The following is a 20,111-nucleotide window of genomic DNA, read 5'->3' as shown; positions in this document are numbered from 1 at the left end:
GCTCCGTGTCTGGTCATCCTGTCTGGTCATGCGGCGCGATGGTCCGCAACCTTCACCAACGATGCGCCATCATGGGCTGATGCACGTGTCGACGAAGTCAGCTTGAACATTCCCGAGCCCACTGTACTCAAGGCCGATGAACTGGGTCGTATCGAGATTGCGGTGCACGAAGGCGTGCCGGTGATCCGGCGCGACATTCGGGCCGCCCGCTGGTGGGCACGACCGCTGGCGCGCCGCGCGGCGGCGCGGGAGGCGCGGGCGCTGATGCGGCTTGCCGATGTGGCCGGTGTGCCGCGATTGCTCGGCTGGGACGGCGCGGAGTTGTTGCGCAGCTACATTCCCGGCGCGCCGATGCAGCAGGCACGGCCGTCAGATCGCGATTATTACCGCCAGGCGCTGTTGTTGCTGTCGCAATTGCACCGCCGTGGCGTCGTGCACAACGATTCGGCGAAGGAGCCGAACTGGCTGATGGACGAGGACGGCAGCCCGGCGCTGGTGGATTTCCAGATCGCCTGGACGCGTGGTCGCCGCGGCGCGTTTTATCGCGTCCTGGCGCGGGAAGACCTGCGCCACCTGCTCAAGCACAAGCGGACCTATTGCCCGCAGGCGCTGAGCGCTCGCCAGCGCGCCATCCTGGACACCCCCGCGCTGCATTCGCGGTTATGGCGCGCCACGGGAAAGCGCTTGTACAAGTTGATTGCGCGGCGTCTTTTCGGCTATTGGGACAACGAAGGGAAGGGCCGCGTACGCGATTGAGCCGTCCGCCCTTCGCCGATCCTCGCTTGCCGGCAGCAGCTTATTTCTCGACGAACGCACGCTCGATCACGTAATCGCCCGGTTCGCGCGTGCGCGGCGATGCCTGGAAGCCACGACCGTCCAGCAGGGTGGCAAGGTCATCCAGCATCGCCGGACTGCCGCACAGCATCACCCGGTCGGTGTCAGGGTTGAGCGGGGGCAGGCCGGTGACGCGGCTCATCACGCCATCGGCGATCGCATCGGTAATGCGGCCGCGGTTGGCGAAGGCTTCGCGAGTCACCGTGGGGTAATAGATCAGCTTTTCGCGGATGAGTTCGCCCAGGTATTCGTGCTGCGGCAGCTCGCGTTCGAGGTAATCGGCATAGGCGAGGTCACTGACCGTGCGCACGCCGTGCGCCAGCACGATCCGGTCGAAGCGCTCGTAGGTTTCGGGGTCGCGGACGAGGCTGAGGAAGGGCGCCAGGCCGGTACCCGTGCCCAGCAGATAAAGATGCTTGCCCGGCTTGAGATCGTTGAGCACCAGCGTGCCGGTGGGTTTGCGGCTGACGATCACCGGGTCGCCCGGCTGCAGGTGCTGCAGGCGCGAGGTGAGCGGGCCGTTCGGCACCTTGATGCTGAAGAACTCCAGGTGCTCCTCATAGCTGGCGCTGGCGATCGAATACGCGCGCAGCAACGGGCGGCCATCCACTTCCAGCCCCATCATCACGAAATGGCCGCTGTCGAAACGGAAGCCCGGGTCGCGCGTGGTGCGGAAACTGAAAAGCGTGTCGTTCCAGTGGTGCACGTCAATCACGTGCTCGGTCGCCATTGCCACCATGATCTTTACCGTCGGTCGATGAACAGGAGTGCCATACGGTGGCGTCCGGCCGAGGCCGGATGACAAACTCGCGTGGGGAGGGCGGGCATGGCCGCGGTGCCTGACGAGTGCTGCGCAGCCGCGCAACCGTGACGGCCCATTATGCCACGCCGGGGGCCGCCACCACGATTTCATCACGCCGTCGGGGTGCGGCGAATTGGCCTTGGCCGCCAGGAAATGTCGCGGTTGCCGACGGCGCATTCAGGGCAGGTGAACAGGGAAAGTCCGAAAGTGAGACTCGGTAGACAGCGCGCTATCATGTTGCGTTGACCCGCAATGCCCGCGGTGCTGCTGGCGGGCGTGGCGTCTTTTCCGATGGACATCAGAACGGGAAGTTATGCATGCGGAATCTTGAAGAAGCCAGGATCGCCATTGTCGGGCTCGGTTACGTCGGTTTGCCGTTGGCTGTCGAGTTTGGCAAGCACTACAGGACGATGGGTTTCGATATCAATGCAGCGCGTGTGGAGGCGCTGCGCGCCGGCCGTGATGCCACGCTGGAGGTCGATGCCGAGGAGCTGGCTGCGGCGACGCATTTGCGCTTCAGCTCGCAGCTGGACGACCTGCGCGACTGCAACGTCTATATCGTCACCGTGCCCACGCCGATCGATTCGGCCAAACGCCCCGACCTCACGCCGTTGATCAAGGCCAGCGAAACGCTGGGCAAGGTACTGAAGCGTGGCGATGTCGTGGTGTACGAATCCACCGTGTATCCGGGCTGCACCGAGGAAGTGTGCGTGCCGATCCTGGCCAAGGGCTCCGGCCTGGTCTTCAATCAGGATTTCTTCGCCGGCTACAGCCCGGAGCGGATCAATCCCGGCGACAAGCTGCATCGGGTAACCAGCATCCTCAAGGTGACGTCCGGTTCGACGCCGGAGGTGGCTGATTTCGTCGATCACCTTTACGGCTCGATCATCACCGCCGGCACGCACAAGGCCAGCTGCATCAAGGTGGCCGAGGCGGCCAAGGTGATCGAAAACACCCAGCGCGATCTCAACATCGCACTGGTGAACGATCTGGCGATCCTGTTCAACAAGCTGGGCATCGACACGCTGGAAGTGCTGCAGGCAGCCGGCACCAAGTGGAATTTCCTGCCGTTCCGGCCGGGCCTGGTCGGCGGGCATTGCATCAGCGTGGATCCGTACTACCTCACCCACAAGGCGCAGGAGGTGGGCCACCACCCCGACGTGATCCTGGCCGGCCGCCGCACCAATGACAGCATGGGTCCGTACATCGCCAACGAAGTGATCCGGCTGATGGTGTGCAAGGGGATCAATCCGGTGGGCGCGCGGATCCTGTTGCTGGGCTTGGCGTTCAAGGAAAACTGTCCGGACCTGCGCAATACGCGCGTCGTCGACATCGTGCATGCATTGCGCGGCTACAACGCCGAGGTGGATGTGCACGACCCCTGGGTCAGCGCCGACGAGGCGGAGCACGAATACGGTATCCGGCCAGTGTCCGAGCCGCAGCATGGCACCTACGATGCCGTTGTCGTGACGGTAGGCCACAAGCAGTTTGTGGCGCTGGGCGAAACGGGCATCCGTGCGTTCGGCAAGCCCGACATGGTGCTTTATGACGTCAAATACGTACTGCCACGCGAAGCCGTGGACGGGAGACTGTGATGACCACGATCGAAGCCGGGCTGCCGGCCACACTGCAGGCACGGGTGCGCGCCGAAACCGCCCCCTGGCTGGTCACCGGCGCGGCGGGGTTCATCGGTTCGAACCTGGTCGAGACACTGTTGCGGCTGGGCCAGCGCGTGGTCGGGCTGGACAACTTCGCCACCGGCCATCAGCGCAATCTGGATGAGGTGCGGCAGTTGGTGGGCGAAGAAGCCTGGTCGCGGTTCCGCTTCATCAAGGGCGATATCCGTCGACCGGAAGATTGCCAGGCGGCCTGCGCGGGCGTGCGCCACGTGCTGCATCAGGCGGCGCTGGGTTCGGTACCCCGTTCGATCGAAGATCCGGTGGACACTCATTCGGCCAATGTCACCGGTTTCCTCAACATGCTGGTGGCGGCGCGCGACGCGGGCGTGGCCAGCTTCACGTACGCGGCGTCCAGCTCGACTTACGGTGACGAGCCAACGATGCCCAAGGTGGAGGACCGGATCGGCCGCCCGCTGTCGCCGTATGCCGCCACCAAGCTGTTCAACGAGCTCTATGCCGAGGTCTTTGCCCGCTGTTACGACTTCAAGGCCATCGGGTTGCGCTATTTCAACGTGTTTGGCCGCCGCCAGGATCCCGACGGCGCTTACGCGGCGGTGATTCCGCAGTGGCTGGCGGCAATGATCCGCGGCGACGACGTGTTCATCAACGGCGATGGCGAAACCACTCGCGATTTCTGCTACGTCGCCAACGCGGTGCAGGCCAACCTGCTGGCGGCGCTGGTTGCCGACCCCGATTGCGAGCCGGTGTTCAACGTTGCCGTCGGCCAGCGCGCCACCCTCAACGAGCTTTTCGAAAGCCTGGCAACGCAGTTGGCCGGCCAGGGCGTCAACTACGGCAAGCAGCCCGTCTATCGTGATTTCCGCGCCGGCGACGTGCGCCACTCGCTGGCCGATATCGGCCGTGCGCACGCGCGCCTGGGCTACGCGCCCACGCACACCCTGCAGTTGGGATTGGGCGAGGCGATGCCATGGTATGTGGACTTCATCACGAGCCGGGAAGGTGTCCAGGCCTGAGTCTGCCGGCGAGGCCGCCGTCACTGTGAGCGCGGCGGATCGGGTCTGCGAGGCGTTTCCACGGCTTGCCGCGCACGCCTTTTTACGGGCGGGTTTCAGCCCGCCCACCGCGGACGATGTGGCAGTGCTGGTATTCGACACCGCGGCGTGGCTCGACCAGGTCGTTGCCGCGGAACACCTGCTGGATAGCGGCGAGTGCCAGCGCGCGGCGCGCTTCCGGTTCGCGCATGACCGTGTGGCCTATGTCCTGGCGCATGCCATGTGGCGTTCGGTGCTGGGTTGGTGCCTCGGGTGTGAAGCGGCGGCGGTCCGGATTACCAGCACCTCTACCGGCCAGCCGCAATTGCCCGGTACGCCTTGGGCGACCAGCCTCAGCCACAGCGGAAGCTGGGTGGCGGTGGCCGTGGGCTGCACCGCCGTAGTGGGCGTGGACATCGAGCGTTCACCGCCGTTGCGTGCCTTGAACGATCTCGTGTCCACGGTCTGCACGCCGCGCGAGGCAATCGACATGCGTGCTCTCCCGGCAGCGGCGCGCGAGCACGCCATGCTCCGCTTGTGGACGCGCAAGGAGGCCTTGCTGAAGGCCTTTGGCACCGGCTTGAGCGGGCCGCCGCCAGCAACGTTCGAAGCCTTGCCTGGCGCTTGCGTGGCTCCACCACCGGAGCTCGCGTGCCCGCCATGCAGCGTGCATGAACTGCCGCTACCCACAGCGGTGGTGGGGGCGCTGGCTGTGCCGGTCGGGTCGGGCAAGCGGTATTTGCATATACTTGATCGGCCAATGGCCGGGGACGGTAGCGCCGGCGAATGAAAATCCTGGTCAGCGTCCGAAGCTGGACAGGACGTGCGGTGGCGATTTTTTCCGCCGGATCCGCACGACATAATCGAAAGGCATAGACTTACCGGCGCGTGGAAACTCGACTGAAACGGGCGATACTCTCGCCTGTTGGCTCGCGTAATGCCATCGCTGAATCGGGCAGGGGATAGGGATGTTTCGTTTTTTGCATAAGCAGGCCATGCGCTGGCTCCTTTTGCTGGGCCTGGGCGAGGCATTGCTGTTGGCCGCGTCCTTGAACGTGGCCACGTATCTGCGTTATTTCCGGTATCCGGATCAACTGGAGGAATTCTCCCGCCACATGCCGGAGCGTTCGCTGGTTTTCGCGGTGATGCTGCTTCTTGGCCTGGCTGCGCTGGGTCAATATCAAACCCATATGCGGGCGACCTGGTTCGGCCTGCTTGCGCGTCAGGGCGTGGGATTCGTGCTGGGCGGTCTGGGCCTGGTCGTGGCGTATTACGTGGTACCGCAAGCGTACGTGGGACGCGGGGTGCTGGGTATCGCGTTGGTGATCGGTTTCATCGCGGTGACCGCATTGCGCGCGTTGTTCCTGCGCCTGGTGGAAGTGGAATCGTTCAAGCGGCGCGTACTGATTCTCGGCGCCGGCGTGCGTGCCTCGCAAATCCATAGCCGCATGCGTCGGCGTTCCGACCGGCGCGGGTTTACCGTGGTCGGTTTCGTGCCGCGCCCGGGCGAGCAGCTGGTGGTGCCTGTCGAGCAGGTGCTGACGGCGGACACGCTGTTTGAACTGGTGGAGCGCGAACAGGTCGACGAAGTCGTGGTGGGCGTCGACGACCGTCGTGGCGGCCTGCCGATGGAAGAGTTGCTGGAATGCCGCCAGCATGGCGTGGCGGTTACCGATCTCACCACCTTTTTCGAGCGCGAGTCCGGTCGCGTGCAACTTTCGCTCACCGACCCGTCATGGCTGGTGTTTTCCGGCGGCTTCAACGTCACGCCGCTGCGTCAGTTGAGCAAGCGCTGTTTCGATCTGGGTATCGCCACACTGGTGCTCTTGCTGACCTGGCCCTTCATGTTGCTGGTGGCGCTGGCGATCCGCATCGAGTCGGGTGCCGGACAACCCATTTTCTACCTCCAGGAGCGCGTTGGCGTGCGCGGCAAGAGCTTTCGCCTGGCCAAGTTCCGCAGCATGCGCACCGATGCGGAAATCGATGGCGTGGCGCGCTGGGCCAGCAAGAACGACGACCGGGTGACCCGGGTCGGCCGCTTCATCCGCAAGGTGCGGCTGGACGAGTTGCCGCAGTTGTGGAACGTGCTCAAGGGCGAAATGAGCTTTATCGGTCCGCGCCCCGAACGCCCGCAATTCGTGGCCGACCTGGCTACCAAGATTCGCTATTACAACCTGCGCCACTGCCTGAAACCGGGTTTGGCCGGTTGGGCGCAACTACGTTACCCCTACGGCGCATCGGATGAAGATGCCGCCGAAAAATTGAAATACGACTTGTACTACGTAAAAAACCACAACCTGTTATTCGATCTGCTGATACTCATTCAGACAATCGAGGTCGTGTTGTTCAGTCGCGGTGCCCGATAGGCCTTCGGCGTGAAGTGTGGGGGCCGGGCCGGCGGAAATGCGTTGGCTGCAAACTTTGGTTCAGGCGGGCATCAAGCTCGCGTCCCTGATGGAAGACTGGTCGGTCGGCGATAGCCGGCGTGGCAATGCAGGAGAGCTCCACGTGCCCATCCATGACCCACATTTGAAGCGTGATGATCGTTCAACGGTCGATCATGTCATCGTTGGCGTGCCCGCGAAACGTGCGCGCTACAGCTTGCACAAGCGTCTCGCCATGGTCGGCATAGCCTGTCTGCTGGGTGCATTCGCGATGGCACAGGTCATCGAGCCAACGCCATCGTCATTGGCTTTGCAGGCACCATCTCAGGCACCCGAGGCTGCGGCGCAGTCAAGCTCGCCGGTCTCTTCGGTGAGCACACCCGTTTCTTCCGCGTCTGCCGGGTTGGCGTCGGCCTCGTCGGCACCGTCCCCGTCATCTTCCATTGCTGAGTCGCCGTCGCCGTTGGTCATCACCGAGATGGCGTCATCGTCCAACGCCGACACATCGGTTTCGCAAGAAAAATCCGATACGCCGTTGTCACCACGCGCAGGCAGCTATCGGGCCCAGACGCCCGGCTTTGGCGTGTTCCTGTCAGCCTCGGCCCCTGCGGGCGCAACGCCTGCGTCCACTGAAGCCGGTTCGCTCGGAGCGAGCCCGATCGGGGCAAGCCCGATGAAATCCGGTCCGATCGCCAGCGTCGGATCGCGTCCGAGCCGGGTACTGGATGCGAACGCGATGGTCGCCCTTCCGGTTCGGGCTGCCGCTGTTGCGCCCGCGATCACGGCGGCCCACCCGCGCCTTATTCTGGACAGCGCAACGCTGAGTGACATGCGCGCGCATGCCGCCGCCAATACGGCGGAATGGCAACTGCTGAAAAGCACCTGCGATTCCTTCATTGGCGGCACGGTCAATTATCCAAGTGAGAGCGGCTATCCGAACCTCCCCAACCTGGGTTCGGGTTATCAGGGAGAGTCGTATCTTCCGGCCCTGCTGTCCGAGGGCATGTGCTACCAGGTCCTGAAATCGAGCAACCCCGCCGCGGCAGCACCTTATGGTGCCAAGGCGGTGGATATCCTGATGAAGATGTCCGCGCCGTACACCGGCAGCGGCAGCCAGGGGCAGAATCCCTGCACGGACAACGGCTACGGCATCCGCTTCTTCGGTGTCGGTTACGGGCTCGGCTACGACTGGGTGTATGAGCTGCTGAACTCATCCCAGCGGACGCAGGTCTATACCGCCGCAAATGCATGGTTGACCGCATGGGAAGACCCCAGTCCGTCGGCCTGTGCGAATTTCGAGTACGTGCATCCGCACAGCAATTACTTTGCCGGTTACTTCCATGCGAAGGCGGCGATCGCGCTGGCAACCTATGGCGAAAATTCCAGCGCCGCCGCGCAATGGGAAGATTGGTACGGCAACCAGTTCAGCCAGCGGGTGCAGCCGTATTTTGCGCTGCACCTGAGCGGCGGCGGCTGGCCCGAGGGCTATGGCAACTACGCGCCGCTGGCCATCCTCAACATGAGCCTGCCAGCGCGTGAGGTGAAAACGGCGACGGGCGTGGATCTGGTGCACGCCGCGGCACCGTACAGCTTCCCGCTGGAAAGCGCTGATTACGCGATGCACTTCACCTGGCCTTCCCGTGCCTATTTCGATGATCGCGATACCAACCACGCCAGCGGCACGGCGAACCCTCCCGTGGGGACGACCCCGGTGGGCATGTACGAACAGCTGTTTGGCGCGCTGAACTATTGGGGCTCGCCACGCGTCGGCGTGTTTCATCAGTATCTCAACGAGGTCAGTGCGGCGACCTCCGGCTACAACCCGGCGGCGCCATGGTTGCTGTTCCTGCAGTCCTATCCTTCGGCGCCCACCGTCGAGGTAGGCACCATGCCGCGCTCCTACCTGGCGAAGGGTTTGGGTGCGGTCGCCGCGCGCTCGAACTGGACGACAGGCGCCAGCTGGATGTCGTTCCGGGCCGCCGCTTACGTCAACAATCCGGCTCAGGGCGAGGAAGGCTTCGATCAGGGCAGCCTCGCCCTGGTGCGCGGCAATGTGCCGTTGCTGGTCAACACCTTTGGCTGGATGGCGCACGAACCGAATGGTTCGGCCGACGAAAACCTGTTGTACAGCGATCTGTTCGGCTCGTTCAACAACACGCTGTACCTGGGCAATCGGCAGATGTACAACGTGTTCTACGTGCGCAACATGAGCGGCAGCACGGTAGTCGATCGTTTTGGCCAGGCCGCCTACACGACCGAGGACGACAACGTTCGCACGAAGGTGTCGGCATTCGAAGACGGCGGCGATTACGTCTACGTGCAGTCGACCAATCTCGAGGACATGTACCGCAAATTTTCCGCTGGCCCGGGTGTGGCGGCATGGTCGCGACAGATCGTCTATCTGCGACCGAACCGCTTCGTGGTTTATGACCGCACCACGTCGGGTAGCGCCTCGTACGACCAGTACATGGCCTGGCATTTTCCCGCCAATCCGGTCGCGGGCGTGGCCGCTGCGGGCCAGAAGCGACTCGACGTGAGCTACAACGGACAGTATGCCGGTGCCATGACCACGTTGCTGCCCGCGAACACAACCATCACCACGGTGCCGCTGTATCCGAGCAGCAGTACCACCAAGGTCTGGCAGGTGCAGGTGCGCCCGTCCACCACCAGTGTCAGCCAGCGCTGGATGACGGTTTTCGATCTTTCGAGCCAGGCGTCGGATGTGGCGGCGATCAGCCCGGTCACGATCACCCAGGGAAGCGTCGTTGGGGCATGGATTGCCGGCAGTGACGGCGACAGCGTGGTGATCAACAGTACCGGGGCGGCGGGTACTGCGATCAGCGGCACGGTGGCATACACCGTGCCGGGACCGGCACACCATGTCGTTACCGAGCTGGCCAAGGCCACCGGTTACAACATTACCGTCACGGGTGGCACCGGGCAGACCGTAAGCATCAGCCCGGGTGGCACCTACGTAAGCAGCGCGCAGGGCGTGCTCAACTTTTATGTGGATGCCAGCGGCACCGTTACCGAGGGCGGCGACACCGGACTACCGGTGAGTTCACTTCCGGTGAAAGGCTATCCGCGGGGCTACAAGCCTTGAACCATGTGCCGAGCAGGGGGTCGCCATCTTGTGCGTCAGGCCGCCGAGCCAGGCGGACGTACCCAAAACCACCCATGGAAATCGCACTGTGTTCAACCGCGTTACGAAACTGATCTCCGAATTGCGTGCATTGCCACCGCTGGAGGTCAACCTTCGTTGTGCGGAAACGGCCGGAAACGATCCCTTTTTTGAGCGTATCGTGCGCAAGTTCTATCGTGACGCGATGCGCCGCCATCGCAAGTTTCCGCTGGTGCGCAATTACCAGTACGGCGTCACCGCCTGCCACCTCACGCACGACTTCAATGATTATTTCAAGTCGATCGAGAGCGCGGCGCGGCGCAACTACAAGAAGTCCCTGCGGCTGGGTTACAGCTTCGACCGCATCGACTACAACAATCATCTGGACGACATCACGACCATCCTGCGCTCGACCCGGGTGCGGCAGGGCCGACCCATGCCGGCGGCGCTGTTCACCCGCGAGACGGTGGCTTCCAACGATCCGCCATCCACGTCCGCGCTGCATGATTATCCTTACTTCGGCATCCTTCGCGATGGACACCTTTATGCGTTTGCCAGCTGCCTGATCGCGGGCGAACTGTGTTCGATCGAGACCATCTATGGTCACGCCGATCATCAGGCCGATGGCATCGTGCCGATGATGATCATCGATATGGCCGAGTGGGTCATCAAGCATCACCCCGACGTCAAATATTATTCATACGGTACGTATTTCGGCGCCACCGAAACGATGCAGCGCTTCAAGCGGAAGTTCGGTTTCATGCCCCATCGGGCTCGCTGGATACTGGGAGATTGATCTTGTCCAACTCTGTTGCCGCCAGCATGGCCGATCGCCTGGTTGAATTGCGGATTCCCGCGAACCTGCCGTATCAGTTGATTTACCGGATGCATCGAACTGCACTGTTCGACGCCCCCGCCAGGGATGATGTCGAGTTCCGGTTTGTCTCCAGTCTGCCGCAATTGCTGCCGCTGGCGTTGCCGTTGCGGCGCGTGGTGACCACCTCAGAGTGGGTAAAGTCGCTGGTTCGCATCAACGTGGGCGGGCGCATGTTCTATTGTCTGCTTCGTGATGGGGTGATCCTGCACCGCGGCTGGGTAAGCGTGTCGTTCTGCAACCATTACAAGGTGGGCCCGGGCGACGTGGTGATCGGGCCGATCTGGTCGGCCCCGGGCACGCGGGGGCAGGGCCTGGCCAAGTACGCCACCCAGCGCGCCATCAACGAGCTGATCGGGCGTGGGCTGTCGACGTTCTACATCGACACCTCGGCCGACAACCTGGCGTGCCAGAAGATGATCGCCAACTGCGATTTCGGTTCGGCAATGGGCTGCACGCCGCGGCTTCCCGAATGAGCGGCGGGTCGGCAGCTTCGACGCGATAGCACAGCAAGCTTCCGTCACCCGTCACCCGTCACCCGTCACCCGTCACCCGCCACCCGCCAGCACGCCAGCACGCCAGCACGCACAGTCACTCGTCTTCGTCCGCTGCCGTCAGATGCCACTCGATGGCACCGGGCGTATCGGTGGGTAGGTCCCGCATCCATTTTCCGATGATCGGTCGCCTTTCGCGTTCGCTGAAGCCGGCATCGAGCCAGTGGGTAAGATTTCGTGCAGAGGCCGCGTATTCGAGTGCAACGGCGGAATGCCCATCGCGTCGCGCGCACCGGATCAATGCCTCGATCCACCGGCGTCCGACACCCACGCTGGCATCCATCGACCAGAAATCGCGCACCCTCAGCGTGTCGCCGTCGACCTGACAGGCGAACCAGGCCTGCAAGGAGCCATCGGGTTGGTCGCCAAGCAGCAGATAGGTCGTCGCCGCCGCGGGTGATTGGTCGAATCGCCAACGCAGGAAGGTGGTGTCGCGCACCGTGATCGGCCCGTCGCCGTGGCTGGACTGCTGCCAGAGCTCGTCCATGCGCGGGTCGACCTGGTCGGACCAGACGGCCGAGGGATGTGCACCATGTGGCCTGCTCAGTGCACGCCACATGTCGCGAAAGGTGTCGAGCAACCATCCCGTCGATCGTGCCAACCAGGGCGGCAGATGCCGTTCGAGGTACGGGGCGTGCCGCAACACGCGAGAGAAGCGGGGGATGTATCCCAACACGTCGTAACCGAGCCGTTTGACGACCGGCAACGACTTGCGATTGGGGAAGCCATAAAGCAACTCGAACTTCCCCCTCGCCGTCTCGATGAGCTCGGCCTGCAGCATCATGGCCGGCCCCAGCGTCCGGTGCTGTGCATCGACGGCCATGTCCACCAGTACACCGGCGCGAAGCTCACGCCTCCGCCACTCCATGCGGCGCGGGCCGGCGGCACAGGCGCCCACCCAACGCGAGGATGGCTGGTGGCGAAGCAGCTTCACCAAGGGTTCGCCATAGGGGCAGTGGAGATAGAACCAGTCGAACTTGGGCGCGTGACGGCCGGATGTGCCCAGATTTCCGTGCCACACCTCGATAACGGCATCGCGTTCGCGCGTGACGTCGCCCGCGTGAACGACGTAATCGCGAGAGCCCTGGGGCGTGTCGTCAGTCACGGCGCCGCGGCTCCCATTCCTTCGTCCAGCAGGATGGGCGCCTGATGCAGGTAACGCGTGCTGCGCCGCTTGTTTTGAATGTCGGCGTATACCGCCTCGGCGGCAGCCGGAGAAATATCCAGGGCGTGCGCCAGCCTGGCGGATGGCAACTGCTGCTCCAGCGCCCACAACGCCAGGTCCATCGATTGCCATGGCAGGGCGAAATAGAACTCGTCCTGGCCTTGCGCAAGGCTGTAGGTATCGGTGGTGGGCGCGGCGGTGGCGACGCATTCGGGTAGGGCAAGGTAGCGGGCCATGCCGTAGACCTGGGTTTTGTAGAGGTGCGCGATCGGCTTGATGTCGGCGGAGCCGTCACCGTTCTTCACGAAAAAGCCCTGGTCGTATTCCAGTCTGTTGGGGGTGCCGACAACGGCATAGTTCAGGCGATCCGCGTGGTAGTACTCCAGTGTCTTGCGCAGGCGTTGCTTGAAGCTGGTGGCGGCCACGATCTGCAGGTATTCGGACAGGCCCAGTGGCTTTTCGTGCAGCGTGCCGTCGGGTGCCTGCGCAATCAGGTTGAAATGGTTGATGCGGCCATCCAGTCCGCCGGCGATGGCGATCTTCATGCGCCAGTCGTCGGCGTACTCGGGCAGCACGCGGCGCACCGCTTCGTCGCGTGCGCGGTAGCAGCCGATGGCGGCCAGCGCGGGGGCGATGTCGAAGGTTTCCGCGCGCACACCGAGGTGTTCGGCAAGGATGTGCGCGTTGTCGGCGCTGGCGTCGGCCGAATCGCGCTCGGGCAGGATCAGCGTGTAGACGCGTTCGACACCGAGCGCCTTGACCGCGAGTGCAGCGCAGACCGAGCTGTCCACGCCGCCGGAAATCGCCACCACCAGGCCGCGCTTGTGCAGCGTGCGCGCGGTGGCTTCACGCAGGCGGGCGGCGATGCGTTCGGCTTCCTGCGCGTAGTCGAGATCGAGCACACCCCAGTTCAATTCATCCACGGATTTCCCCTTGACCACAGTGGTTCTTGCCGGGCGTTGCCGCCCGGTTCTCAGCTTCGGCAGGCCAGCAGTACGCGCGTGTCGCCGTTGGCATCGGCCAGCGCACGGACCTCCTGCCAGTTCCCGTCACGTTGCAGCCGTTTGGTCAATGCGGGCCCCTGGCCAAGGCCGACTTCCAGCGTCAGCCAGCCGCCGTGGCGCAGAAAGCGCGGCGCATCTTCGATCAATCGCATCAAGATGGTGACGCCGAACGGACCGCCGTCGAAGGCCAGGCGTGGTTCGTGACCGGCGATCTCGGTGGCCATCTGCTCGACCTTGGTGCTGCGGATATACGGCGGCGCGCAGACGATCAGGTCGGTGTGATCGATGAAGTTCGCCGTCTCGAACGGAGCCAGCAGATCACCGGTGCGGAACTGCACGCGCGACGCTAGCCCCAGGTGGCGTCCGTTGCGCTGCGCGAAGTCGATCGCTTCTGCGCTGAGGTCGCTGCCGAACACCTCCGCATAGGCCACGTGGTGGGCAATGGCGAACGCCAGGTTGCCGCTGCCGGTGCAGACGTCGACGACTCGTGCGGGACGGGGCGAGGTCGAGGACCGCAGCAGGTCGATGCTGGCGCCGGCAAGCTGCTCGGTTTCCGCACGCGGTATCAGCGCCTGCGGCGAGCTCAGCATTTCCAGCCCCATGAAATGCTGGCGGCCGGTGATGTGGGCCAGCGGTTCGCCAGCGAGCCGGCGCGTGACGAAATGTTCCAGCGCATGTGCATGGTTGTGCGCCAGCGAGGGCAGCTCGCCAAGGGCCGCAGCTGTGGCCGAGCGCGGGCTGCCGGTGGCGGCGAACCACAAGGCGCGCAGCGTGCTATCCGGCGTTTCCTCGGGTTTGTCCGGCAGCACGTCGAGGCCGCTGGCGAGGCGGTCGCGCAGCGCAAGATAGGTAGCGTTCAAAGGCGTTCCCTCAGGCGGTCTGCTCCAGCAGGGCTTTCTTGCTGACCTTGCCGGTGGCGGTGCGGGGCAGGTCCGCGCACAGCACGATCTGCTGCGGAACCATGAAATTTTCCAGTCGCTTGATGCACTGCGCGCGGATCTGGCCGCCGCTGAGGGCGACGCCGGACTCCAGCACCACGTACGCGCGGATGGCCTGACCCAGCAGTTCGTCATCGATACCGACGACGGCCACCTCGCGAATGCCATCGATCGTATGCATGGCGTTTTCCACTTCGACAGGGCTCACCTTTTCGCCGCGGGTCTTGATGATGTCGTCGCTGCGGCCCACGAAATACAGGAAGCCCTCGGCGTCCATGCGGAATTGATCCTGCGTGCACAGCACCATTTCGCCGGGCAGCGGGCCGGGCTTGAGCATGCGCGCCGACAATTCCGGGCGGTTCCAGTAGCCGCGCATCACGTGCGGGCCGCGCACGTACAGCGTGCCGGTTTCGCCCGGGGCGGTGGGCTGGCCGTCGACGGAAAGCAGGTATACCTCGGTGCCGGGAATGGCCTTGCCTACCGAGCCAGGCTTGCTCTGCGCCAGCTCGGGCGCGAGATAGCTCACCCGCTTGCATTCGGTGAGCCCGTACATCTTGTAGATCAGCGCGTGGGGGAAGATCTCGCGCAGACGGGTGGCGGCGTCGTCGGCCAGGGCAGCGGCGGTATTGGTGACCCGGGTGACGCCGGGGAAATGCAGAGGTTCGCGTCGGTGCGCCGACAGCAGCATCGCGAAGATGGTGGGGACGCCGGGGAATACGGTGACGCCGAATTCAGCCATTCGCGCAAACACCTGCGCGGGGTAGGTGAACGAGCGTTCCAGCACCAGTGTGGCGCCCAGTTGCACCGTCATCAGCAACTGGTACAGGCCGTAGTCGAACGCCAGCGGCAGGGCACACAGGATGTTGTCGTGCGCGGCCAGGCGCAGGTATTCGATCAGGCTGTCGCGGGCGAACACCATCGACTGGTGCGTCTGCATGACGCCCTTGGGCGTGCCGGTGCTGCCCGAGGTGTAGATCAAGGCGGCCAGGTCCAGCGGAATCGTGGCCGGCGGCACGGCTAGCGGTGCAGCGGCGTGGATCACCACGTCGAACGCGGCGATGTCGTGGCCATCGGGCAGCTTGCCCGAGCTGACCAGCTGGGCGGGAGACAAGCCATGGCCGAACAGCGGCACGAACTCCTGCGCCAGGTGTCCGTCGGTCAGCAGCAGGCGGGCGCCGCTGTCATCGAGAATGAAACCGAGTTTTTCGGATTTGGTTTGCGGGTTGATCAGCAGGAACACGCCGCCGGCCAGCAGCACGGCGAAGATGGACACCACGCACGGCCAGCTGTTGTCCATGTAGATCGCCACGCGATCGCCGCGCGCCACCCCGCGCGTCACCAGTGCGCCGGCCAGGCGTTGCGTGCTGTCCAGCAGCTCGGCATAGCGGTAAGGCTGCCCTTCGATCACCACCACCGGCTTGTCCGCGAACGCGGGGTCGGTGGCGCGGGCCAGCAGGGCGTCCTGCAGCAGGCGTTGGGACGGTATCGTCATTGCACGGCAACCCGCAGCCGTTGCACGAAGGCGACCATGTTGTTCACCGTATCGAAATTCTCCGGCAACATCTCGCTGGCCTTGATCTGGATATCGAACTCGCCTTCGAGGAACAGCACGATCTCGAGCACGCCGGTGGAGTCGATGATGCCGCGGTCCAGCAGCGAGGCGTCGTTGGGCAGTTCGGTCGGGTCGTTGCTGAAAAGCAGGTTTTCCAGGATGTAGCTGCGGATCTTGGCTTCGATTTCTTTGGGTTCGTTCGACATGGTTTTCCTTGGGTTGGAGATTCAGTCGCTGCAAAGGGCGCCGTGCGGATCGCTGGAGGAACGACGCAGGAAGGTTTCATCGAGCAGCATGGTCGAGAGGATGCCGACGAACGCCTGGTTGTCGGCGAAACCGATCGCGCGTCCGTGGCGGCACTTGTCGAACAGGCGGCCGGTGGCGTCGGCGTCGAAGTAGCCGGCGGCGCGGATGCGTTCGCTGCTCATCAGGTCGGCCACGTAATCCAGCGGTTTGCCATCGAAGAAGAAACTCGTCTGGTCGGGTGCGCGATAGGGTTGCTTGGTGCGGTGGAGAATGTCCGCTGGCAGCAGTCCATCGAGCGCGCGGCGCAGTAGGTATTTTTCGGTGAGGCCGCGGATCTTCCAGCTCGGTGGCAGGCGGTTGGCGAACTCGATCAACCGGTGATCGAGGTAGGGAAAACGCCCCTCGATCGAGTTGGCCATCGCTACCCGGTCGCCCTGCGCCGGCAGCAGGTACGCCGCCAGCAGCGACTTGGCCTCCACGTACTGGTCGCGCGCCAACGGGTGCCAGGACATGATGGACGCGGGCAGCCGTTGCTCGTAGCCGTCGAGCGGCTGCCAGTCGCCAATGCTGGCGCGCATGTCCGCTGAAAGGAACCGCAGCGCATGTTGCGAGGTAGCCCAACGTGGCGCATGCGCGAAGATGGGCCGGTCGATGTGTTCCATGCCCTTGCCGAAGAAGGCCTGCGCGAACGCCGCGTTGCCGACCGGCGAATTCTCAAGATAGCCGTAAAGACGTTCAAGCAATCGTGGGCGGAAGCGTGACTGCGGTTGCCGCGCCCAGAAACGGCGTACCTTGGCTTCCTTGAAAATGTCGTAACCGCCGAATACCTCGTCCGCGCCTTCGCCGGTCAGCACCACCTTGTAGCCTTCGGAGCGAACGCGCCCGGAGAGCAGCATCAGCGGTGCCGCCGCCGTGCGCAGAATAGGTGTCTCGGTGTGGCGGATCAGCTGCGGAAAGGCCATGCCGATATCGCGGCGCGAGCAGTGCATGGTGGTGTGTTCGGTGCCAAGGTGACGGACCATGGCGGCCTGTTCCGCACTTTCGTCGAACTCGCTGTCGGCAAACGCGACCGAGAACGTGCGCACCGGCGTGTCGGTGAAACGACGGATCAGCGCCACGATGCCGGACGAGTCCAGTCCGCCGCTGAGGTAGGCGCCGACCGGCACGTCGGCGCGCAGGCGCAGGCGTACGGCGTCGATCAGCAGCTCGCGCAGCTCGGCGGCGGCCTGCTCCTCCGAGCCGAACATGCGCCGGGCGCTAGCCATGGTCTGTTCCGCCGCGACCGGGAAGCTCCAGTCCCAGTAACGGCGCAGTGTTTCCCGATTGCCCTCGTCCACGGTCAGTACATGGCCGGGCGGCAGGCTGTGGATGCCCTCGAAGACCGTGGCGGGGTCGACCGGGCCCCAGTAGTTCAGCGTCTGCGCCAGGCCTGTCGGATCGAGCGTGGCCCGTTGCGGCAACACGGCCAGCAAGGCCTTGATCTCCGAGCCGAACCAGAGCCGGCCATGGGCGCGGGTATGGAACAGCGGGCGGATGCCGGTGCGGTCGCGCGCCAGCAGCAGCCGGCGCCGCTCGGCGTCCCACAGCGCTATCGCGAACTGGCCGTTGAGATGGCTGACGAAGTCATCGCCGTGCTGCTCGTACAGGTGCACGATCACTTCGGTGTCGGATTGCGTGTAGAAGCGATGGCCCTGGCGCTCCAGCTGCTCCCGCAGTTCGACGTAGTTGAAGATCCCGCCGTTGAACACCGTCCACACGGTGCGCCGCTCGTTGTGGATAGGCTGCTGGCCGGTGGCCAGGTCGATGATCGAAAGCCGCGCATGGGCCAGCCCCACGCCATCGCCCACATGGAAGCCATAGCCGTCCGGGCCGCGGTGATGCAGCGTATGGATCATCCGCTCCAGCGTGGCCCGAGCTGTTTCGGGCGCTGCGGGAACGCCTGAAAAGCCTGCGATTCCACACATGTGACGCGGACTCCGGTGTCTTGGTGATCAGGCCCGAATGAAGGCGTGGCGGGAGGGTGCGGGGACGGCTTCATCGCCGCCGTTGTCGGCGTGGAGGTGAAGGCGTGATGTCGTGTCGGCGAAGGTCATGGCTGCGAGGTCGACGATGACGGCGCGGATTTCAGCGGACGCAGCGGCGAGCTGTACCAGTCCACCACCTTGTGATCCTCGAGGCGAACCCATGAGGGGCCGTATTCCCAGCGGCCGTCGCTCATGATCAGCGGCTCGCCTTCCGCCGCGCGCACGGCGTCCTCGCCCAGCCCCGGCGCCAGCGGAGAAACCCTGGCAGCGGTTTTCGCCGGTGGCGCCGGGTGCGACGGTGCGGCGAGGGACCAGGTCATGTGCGGTTGTTGCGCGGGCTCGTTGTTCCACAGCAGCCACACCGCGACCGAGACCCCCAGCAACACCAACATGCGCCGCGAACGGCCGTTGGGCGCCGCGGTGATGGCAGGGCGTGACGACCGGCCGGCCATCACGCTGCGGGCCGGACGCGCTTGCGGCGCGCCCGGGAGGCGACCGTGGCGGCGCTGGAATTCCATGGCGGCGCCGTACATCGCAGTCAGCCGCTGCAGTTCGGCCGGCGACGTACGCGTGGCCGCGGTTTGCCGATCCGGGTGCAGGACGGCCAGGCGACGGCGATAGGCCTGCTTGAACTCGATCAGTCCGCAGTCGGGGTTCAACCCGAGGTTCCGGTACAGCTCAAGAAAATCGGTGTCGCGAGCCACGGTGCATCCCCCTGTCCGGCGCCGCGTGCGCGCCCCTGTCGCGCAACTTCGATGTTGTGGCGCGGCGCCACCAAAGGCTGGCCGGAACAGCGTCCGGGCATCGCCCTTGACCAACGACAAGTATAAGATAGCTTTCCCGATATGTGATATGGATCACACAAATACGGGTGGCAGACGCCGCCGGTTCAGGGCGACACAGTCGCTGGCAGCGGCGGGCGGGCCGCGCCGCATGAGACGTCCCGGGCGGACAAGGGGGCAGCATGACATTCGATTATTCCGGCGCCGTCGTGGCCCCGCCTCGCGTCGATGTCGACGCGGCTGAAGCGATCGAGCGTGTCAGCGGCCTGAGCCAGGAGGAGTTCGTCCGTCGCTACCGCGAGCCACGGCACCCCGTGATCCTCACCGATGCGCTGCGCCAATGGCCGGCCCTTGGTCGCTACACGCCCGATTTCTTCAAGCGCGAGCACGGCGACCGGCTGATCCGGATACGTGGTCGCGATTACCGGCTGAGCGAGGTCATCGAGCAGCAGGAGGCGTCCGACGAGCAGCATCCGGGGCCTTACCCGTGCACCTTTTCCGATTGCGCCAGCCTGCTGCCGGACATCAGCCCGCGCTTCGCCCAGAGCCTGCCAAGCCGCCACGCCAATCCGCTGATTCCCACGGCGCTGTTCGAGTGGGTCAACCACCTGGAGATCTTTTTCGGCGGGCCGGGCGGCCAGTTCCCCTATTTGCACTATGACTATCTGCGTATGCATGCGTGGATCGCGCAGATGTACGGTGACAAGGAGTTCACCCTGTACGAGCGCGGACAGGAGCCGCTGCTTTATGTGGACCCGCTGAAACCGTGGCTGTCCCGCGTGGAGCATTCGGAAAACCCCGATGACGATCGCTTTCCGCTGTTTCGCCAGGCGCGCTGCCACAAGGTGGTGGTGCATGCGGGTGAGGCGCTGTTTCTACCTTGCGGTACGTGGCACACGGCGCGCTGCCTGAACGTGGGCATCACCGTTGCTTTCGATCAATTGGGGGCCGACAACTGGGCCGAGTTCGTGGGCGAGGTGTGTGCTGCCGAGCGCCGGGCGCAGCGTAATGGCCGGGCTGTCATGTTGGCTGTCTATCTGCGCATGCTGGGCCCATGGCTGGATTTTGCCGAGCGGTGGGGCGCCAGGCGGTCGGGGACCGGTCGCCGCGGCGACTGGGGTATGCATTGATCATGGATATTGCCGACACGAGTGCGGCAC

The 20,111-nt window shown here is 64.4% G+C and carries 17 protein-coding genes; 9 read left to right on the top strand and 8 right to left on the bottom strand.

Translation table 11 applies throughout. From position 1 onward, the window contains the following. The first annotated feature begins 108 nt into the window (after positions 1-108). Positions 109-756, top strand: a complete 648-nt coding sequence (locus tag UU9_RS04340) for an RIO1 family regulatory kinase/ATPase domain-containing protein (protein WP_425476836.1) — start codon at positions 109-111, stop codon at positions 754-756. A 40-nt stretch (positions 757-796) separates the two neighbouring features. Here UU9_RS04340 and UU9_RS04335 read toward each other — a convergent pair whose 3' ends face one another. Beyond that, on the bottom strand, positions 797-1,573 hold the full coding sequence (locus UU9_RS04335) for a ferredoxin--NADP reductase (RefSeq protein ID WP_007080501.1): 777 nt from the start codon (positions 1,571-1,573) through the stop codon (positions 797-799). Between the two features lie 380 nt (positions 1,574-1,953). Here UU9_RS04335 and tviB point away from each other — a divergent pair, with 380 nt between their 5' ends. The 7 genes from tviB (at position 1,954) to UU9_RS04295 (ending at position 11,162) form a co-directional block, all read left to right on the top strand. Further along, positions 1,954-3,231, top strand: coding sequence for a Vi polysaccharide biosynthesis UDP-N-acetylglucosamine C-6 dehydrogenase TviB (tviB, locus tag UU9_RS04330; RefSeq protein WP_007080500.1), 1,278 nt, complete (start codon positions 1,954-1,956; stop codon positions 3,229-3,231). After that, entirely contained in the window at positions 3,231-4,289 is a 1,059-nt protein-coding gene (locus tag UU9_RS04325) for an SDR family oxidoreductase (protein ID WP_007080499.1), read from the top strand. Before tviB ends, UU9_RS04325 begins: the two co-directional genes overlap by 1 nt. A 25-nt stretch (positions 4,290-4,314) precedes the next feature. Then, on the top strand, positions 4,315-5,097 hold the full coding sequence (locus tag UU9_RS17255) for a 4'-phosphopantetheinyl transferase family protein (RefSeq protein WP_162098767.1): 783 nt from the start codon (positions 4,315-4,317) through the stop codon (positions 5,095-5,097). 205 nt (positions 5,098-5,302) lie between these two features. After that, positions 5,303-6,673, top strand: a complete 1,371-nt coding sequence (locus UU9_RS04315; RefSeq protein ID WP_156804184.1) for a TIGR03013 family XrtA/PEP-CTERM system glycosyltransferase — start codon at positions 5,303-5,305, stop codon at positions 6,671-6,673. 37 nt (positions 6,674-6,710) lie between these two features. Next, positions 6,711-9,794 (top strand): hypothetical protein, encoded by a 3,084-nt coding sequence (locus UU9_RS04305; protein ID WP_156804183.1) that lies wholly within the window; start codon positions 6,711-6,713, stop codon positions 9,792-9,794. A 130-nt stretch (positions 9,795-9,924) separates the two neighbouring features. Continuing rightward, positions 9,925-10,608, top strand: coding sequence for a hypothetical protein (locus tag UU9_RS04300; protein ID WP_162098766.1), 684 nt, complete (start codon positions 9,925-9,927; stop codon positions 10,606-10,608). A 2-nt stretch (positions 10,609-10,610) separates the two neighbouring features. Beyond that, positions 10,611-11,162 carry a GNAT family N-acetyltransferase gene (locus UU9_RS04295; protein ID WP_156804181.1) on the top strand — a complete coding sequence of 184 codons (552 nt, stop codon included), beginning with the start codon at positions 10,611-10,613 and terminating at the stop codon, positions 11,160-11,162. Between the two features lie 115 nt (positions 11,163-11,277). Here the strand turns inward: UU9_RS04295 and UU9_RS04290 are convergent, their stop codons facing one another. From UU9_RS04290 to UU9_RS04260, 7 genes are all read right to left on the bottom strand, one after another. Next, positions 11,278-12,345 (bottom strand): hypothetical protein, encoded by a 1,068-nt coding sequence (locus UU9_RS04290; RefSeq protein WP_007080493.1) that lies wholly within the window; start codon positions 12,343-12,345, stop codon positions 11,278-11,280. Further along, complete coding sequence (gene nadE, locus UU9_RS04285) at positions 12,342-13,328, bottom strand: NAD(+) synthase (RefSeq protein WP_007080492.1); 987 nt, start codon at positions 13,326-13,328, stop codon at positions 12,342-12,344. The genes UU9_RS04290 and nadE overlap by 4 nt, the downstream gene beginning before the upstream one ends. 50 nt (positions 13,329-13,378) lie before the next feature. After that, the gene (gene prmC, locus UU9_RS04280; protein WP_007080491.1) at positions 13,379-14,269 is read right to left on the bottom strand and encodes a peptide chain release factor N(5)-glutamine methyltransferase; all 891 of its coding nucleotides are present in this window, start codon (positions 14,267-14,269) and stop codon (positions 13,379-13,381) included. 10 nt (positions 14,270-14,279) lie between these two features. Continuing rightward, positions 14,280-15,839, bottom strand: a complete 1,560-nt coding sequence (locus UU9_RS04275; protein WP_007080490.1) for a class I adenylate-forming enzyme family protein — start codon at positions 15,837-15,839, stop codon at positions 14,280-14,282. Further along, positions 15,836-16,105, bottom strand: a complete 270-nt coding sequence (locus tag UU9_RS04270; protein ID WP_007080489.1) for an acyl carrier protein — start codon at positions 16,103-16,105, stop codon at positions 15,836-15,838. The genes UU9_RS04275 and UU9_RS04270 overlap by 4 nt, the downstream gene beginning before the upstream one ends. 21 nt (positions 16,106-16,126) lie before the next feature. Continuing rightward, the gene (gene asnB, locus UU9_RS04265; RefSeq protein ID WP_050982381.1) at positions 16,127-18,109 is read right to left on the bottom strand and encodes an asparagine synthase (glutamine-hydrolyzing); all 1,983 of its coding nucleotides are present in this window, start codon (positions 18,107-18,109) and stop codon (positions 16,127-16,129) included. Between the two features lie 125 nt (positions 18,110-18,234). Then, positions 18,235-18,873, bottom strand: a complete 639-nt coding sequence (locus UU9_RS04260; RefSeq protein WP_156804180.1) for a J domain-containing protein — start codon at positions 18,871-18,873, stop codon at positions 18,235-18,237. A gap of 260 nt (positions 18,874-19,133) precedes the next feature. Between UU9_RS04260 and UU9_RS04255 the strand changes: the two genes are divergently transcribed. Continuing rightward, complete coding sequence (locus tag UU9_RS04255; RefSeq protein ID WP_007080486.1) at positions 19,134-20,081, top strand: cupin-like domain-containing protein; 948 nt, start codon at positions 19,134-19,136, stop codon at positions 20,079-20,081. Positions 20,082-20,111 lie beyond the last annotated feature (30 nt).

It is taken from the genome of Rhodanobacter fulvus Jip2, assembly GCF_000264315.1.
GTDB lineage: Bacteria > Pseudomonadota > Gammaproteobacteria > Xanthomonadales > Rhodanobacteraceae > Rhodanobacter > Rhodanobacter fulvus.
Note: the sequence above shows the minus strand (reverse complement) of the source record. Positions and strands in the feature narration are given on the sequence as shown.

Coding starts and splice junctions, on each gene's coding strand:
- UU9_RS04335 (WP_007080501.1), bottom strand. CDS start 1,573: ATGGTGGCAATGGCGACCGAGCACGTGATTGACGTGCACCACTGGAAC.
- tviB (WP_007080500.1), top strand. CDS start 1,954: ATGCGGAATCTTGAAGAAGCCAGGATCGCCATTGTCGGGCTCGGTTAC.
- UU9_RS04325 (WP_007080499.1), top strand. CDS start 3,231: ATGACCACGATCGAAGCCGGGCTGCCGGCCACACTGCAGGCACGGGTG.
- UU9_RS04315 (WP_156804184.1), top strand. CDS start 5,303: ATGCGCTGGCTCCTTTTGCTGGGCCTGGGCGAGGCATTGCTGTTGGCC.
- UU9_RS04305 (WP_156804183.1), top strand. CDS start 6,711: ATGCGTTGGCTGCAAACTTTGGTTCAGGCGGGCATCAAGCTCGCGTCC.
- UU9_RS04275 (WP_007080490.1), bottom strand. CDS start 15,839: ATGACGATACCGTCCCAACGCCTGCTGCAGGACGCCCTGCTGGCCCGC.
- UU9_RS04270 (WP_007080489.1), bottom strand. CDS start 16,105: ATGTCGAACGAACCCAAAGAAATCGAAGCCAAGATCCGCAGCTACATC.
- asnB (WP_050982381.1), bottom strand. CDS start 18,109: ATGTGTGGAATCGCAGGCTTTTCAGGCGTTCCCGCAGCGCCCGAAACA.
- UU9_RS04255 (WP_007080486.1), top strand. CDS start 19,134: ATGACATTCGATTATTCCGGCGCCGTCGTGGCCCCGCCTCGCGTCGAT.